Below are 4,054 nucleotides of genomic sequence, written 5' to 3'. Positions count from 1 at the left end.
CCCCGGCGGCACCATGATCGCCATCGAAGCACCCGAAACCGACGTCCTGCCCCTGCTCGCCGGACACGAACACCACGCGGCGATCGCCGCCGTCAACGGACCCCGCGCCACCGTCATCAGCGGCACCGAACACATCGTCCAGGACATCGCCACCCAGCTCACCACACGCGGCCACCGCACCAGCCGCCTGAAGGTCAGCCACGCCTTCCACTCCCCCCACATGAACCCCATGCTCGACCAGTTCCGACAGGTCCTGCACAGTGTCGAGTTCCACCCGACACGCCTGGCACTGCCCGCCGGAAACGCCGTCCACGACCCCGAGTACTGGGTCCGCCACATCCGCGACGCCGTCCGCTTCACCGACCAGATCACCTGGCTCGAACAGCACGACACCACCCGCTACCTGGAAATAGGACCCGGCGGCGTCCTCACCGCCCTCGCCCAGGACACCCTCACCCGCACCGACACCCTCCTCGTCCCCACCCTGGTCAAGAACCTCGACGAGACCCACGCCCTCACCCGCGCCGCAGCCGAACTCCACGTCAACGGGACACCCGTCGACTGGCAGTCCTTCTTCACCGGCCGGGGGAACACGCCGCGCCGGGTCGACCTGCCGACGTACGCCTTCCAGCGCTGCCGGTACTGGCTCGACGCGAGGTCCGGGCGCAGGGAGCAGACCGGTGGTTCACCGGTGGACGGCTGGCGCTACCGGGTGGTGTGGCGGCCGATGCCGGATGAGTCCGACACGGCTGAACTCAGCGGCGACTGGCTGCTGTTGCTGCCTGCCGGTCACGAGAGCCGGCCTCTCGTACGTGACGCCGTCCGGGCTCTGGAGAGCGGGCACGGTACCGTACGGCAGGTCGCGCTCGACACCGCCGTGGCCGACCGGGGGCGTTTCGCCGAGCAACTGCGGGATGCGCGCGCGGAGTTCGACGCCCCGGTGACCGGCGTGCTGTCGCTGCTCGCGCTCGCGGACGCCGACAGCGAGGAGGAGGCCGGTACGGTCGCCCCGACCCTGGCGCTCGTCCAGGCTCTCGGCGACGCGGGCGTCGAGGCTCCCCTCTGGTGCGCCACCCAGGGTGCGGTCACCACCGGCGGCTCCGACCCGCTCGCCCACCCCGCCCAGGCGCAGGTCTGGGGCCTGGGGCAGGTCGCGGCTCTCGAACACCCCGACCGTTGGGGCGGGCTCGTCGACCTGCCCGAACAGCTCGACGAACGCGGCGCCGCACACCTGCGTGCCGTACTGGCCGCGGCGCCCGGCGGCGAGGACCAGGTGGCCATCCGCGCGGCCGGTGTCCTCGCGCGCCGACTGACCCGGGCGGCAGGCAGCAGCGGTACGGGCTGGCAGCCGCGCGGCACGGTCCTGATCACCGGCGGCACCGGCGCGCTCGGCGCACACGTCGCGCGCTGGGCCGCCGAGAACGGCGCCGACCACCTCGTCCTCGCCAGCAGGCGGGGCGGCGAGGCCGCCCCCGGGGCCGCCGCCCTGGGCGACGAACTCGCCGCACTCGGCGTCACAGCGACCTTCGCGGCCTGTGATGTGAGCGACCCCGAGTCGGTGCGCTCCCTGGTCGCCGAGCACCCGCGCCTCACGGCGGTCGTGCACACCGCCGGCAGCCTCGACGACGGCGTACTGGACCACCTCACCGCCGACCGCCTCGACCATGTCCTGCGTCCGAAGGTCACCGCCGCGGCGCTGCTCGACCGGTACACGCGTCACCTCGACCTCGACGCGTTCGTCCTGTTCTCCTCGGCGGCCGCCACCTTCGGCAACGAGGGCCAGGCCAACTATGCTGCCGCGAACGCCCACTTGGACGCACTCGCACAGCAGCGGCAGGCGCTGGGGCTACCCGCCACCTCCGTGGCGTGGGGGGCCTGGGCGGACTCCGGTATGGCGACGGGGCACGCGGCGGCGGAGCAGTTGCACCGCAGCGGGTTCCCCCCGATGTCCCCGGACCTCGCGCTCACCGCGCTGGCCCAGGCCGTCGGCCACGGCACTCCGGCCGTGACGGTCGCCGACATCGACTGGGGCCGCTTCGTACCGGCGTACACCGCCGCCCGTCCCAGCCCGCTGATCTCCGACCTGGCTGACGTACGGGAGCTGCGGGCGACGGCCGGGCCGGCCGGGTCCGGCGGAGCGCAACGCGCCGAGGAGTCGTCGCCGGCCGGGCAGCTGGCCGCGCTGACGGTGCCGCAGCGGGAGGAGCTGGTGCTGGAACTGGTGCGCACCCAGGCGGCGTTGGTGCTCGGACACGCCGGGCCGCAGTCGGTGGCTCCGAACCGCGCGTTCAAGGAGCTCGGCTTCGACTCGCTCGGCGCGGTCCAGCTGCGCAACCGGCTCAACGCGGCCACCGGGCTGCGGCTGACCACCAGCGTGATCTTCGACTACCCGACGGCGACCGAGCTCGCCCGCCATGTGCTGGGCGAGTTCCCCGGCCTCGGAGGCGACACCGCCGCGGCCGCGCAGGTGGCCGCTCCCGGTGCGCCGGTGGCCGACGACGACCCGATCGCGATCGTGGCCATGAGCTGCCGCTTCCCGGGCGGGATCCGGACGCCCGAGCAGCTGTGGGCGCTGCTGGCGGCGGGTGGTGACGCGGTCGCGCCCTTCCCCGCCGACCGCGGCTGGGACCTGGAGGCGCTCTACGACGCCGACCCGGAGCGCTCCGGCACGTCGTATGTGCGCGAAGGGGCCTTCCTCCAGGGCGTGAGCGAGTTCGACGCGGCCTTCTTCGGCATCAACCCGCGCGAGGCCCTGGCCATGGACCCGCAGCAGCGGCTGCTCCTTGAGACCTCCTGGGAGGCCTTCGAGCGGGCCGGCATCGACCCGAAGTCCCTGCGCGGCAGCAAGGCCGGCGTCTTCGTCGGCAGCAACGGGCAGGACTACGCCACCCTGCTCCGGCAGGTGCCGGAAACCGTCGAGGGCTACCTCGGTACGGGTATCGCGGGCAGCGTCGCGTCGGGCCGCGTGGCATACACCCTGGGCCTGGAGGGCCCGGCCGTCACCGTCGACACCGCCTGCTCGTCGTCCCTGGTCGCCCTGCACATGGCCGCGCAGTCACTGCGCTCCGGCGAGTGCTCGCTCGCCCTCGCGGGCGGTGTGACGGTCATGTCGACTCCCGAGGTCTTCGTGGAGTTCAGCCGTCAGCGGGGGCTCGCCCCCGACGCCCGGGTCAAGGCCTTCGCCGAGGCCGCCGACGGCACCGGCTGGGGCGAGGGCGTCGGCATGCTGCTGCTGGAGCGGCTCTCCGATGCCGAACGGCATGGACACCCGGTTCTGGGCATCGTGCGGGGCACGGCCGTCAACCAGGACGGCGCCAGCAATGGGCTGACCGCGCCGAACGGCCCCTCGCAGCAGCGGGTGATCCGGCAGGCCCTCGCCAACGCCGGTCTCACCCCTGACCAGGTCGACGCGGTCGAGGCACACGGCACGGGTACGATCCTGGGTGACCCGATCGAGGCGCAGGCGCTGATCGCCACCTACGGCCAGGACCGGCCTGTCGACCGGCCCCTGTGGCTGGGCTCGGTCAAGTCCAACATCGGGCACACGCAGGCAGCCGCCGGTGTCGCAGGTGTCATCAAGATGGTCATGGCCATGCGCCACGGCCTGCTACCTCGCACCCTCCACGTCGATGAGCCCACCACCCATGTCGACTGGGACGCCGGAGCCGTCACCCTCCTCACCGAGGAACAGGCCTGGCCCGGGACCGACCGGCCTCGCCGGGCCGGCGTCTCCTCCTTCGGCGTCAGCGGCACCAACGCGCACGCCATCATCGAAGAGTCCCCCATCGCCCTCGACCAGGGCCAGCCCGCCCACTCGGGCGTCGTGCCGTGGGTGATCTCGGCGCGGACCGCGGAGGCGCTGCGCGCTCAGGCACGACAGCTCCGCGAATACGTCGAGCAGCGGCCCGAGTTGGACCCCGCGGCCGTCGCCGACACGCTCGTCAACGGCCGCGCCCTGTTCCAGCACCGCGCCGTGGTGGTCGCCGAGACCCCCGACGCTCTCACCGCCGCGCTCGACGCCCTCGCCCATGGCGAACCCTCGCCGCACGTCGTC

At 73.3% G+C, this 4,054-nt stretch carries 1 pseudogene; it reads left to right on the top strand.

The features are described from left to right. Positions 1-13 precede the first annotated feature (13 nt). A pseudogene (locus V5O46_RS31430) lies at positions 14-4,054 on the top strand (SDR family NAD(P)-dependent oxidoreductase); the annotation flags it as partial.

It is taken from the genome of Streptomyces poriticola (assembly GCF_036689765.1).
In the GTDB taxonomy this organism is placed as follows: Bacteria; Actinomycetota; Actinomycetes; order Streptomycetales; family Streptomycetaceae; genus Streptomyces; species Streptomyces poriticola.
Note: the sequence above shows the minus strand (reverse complement) of the source record. Positions and strands in the feature narration are given on the sequence as shown.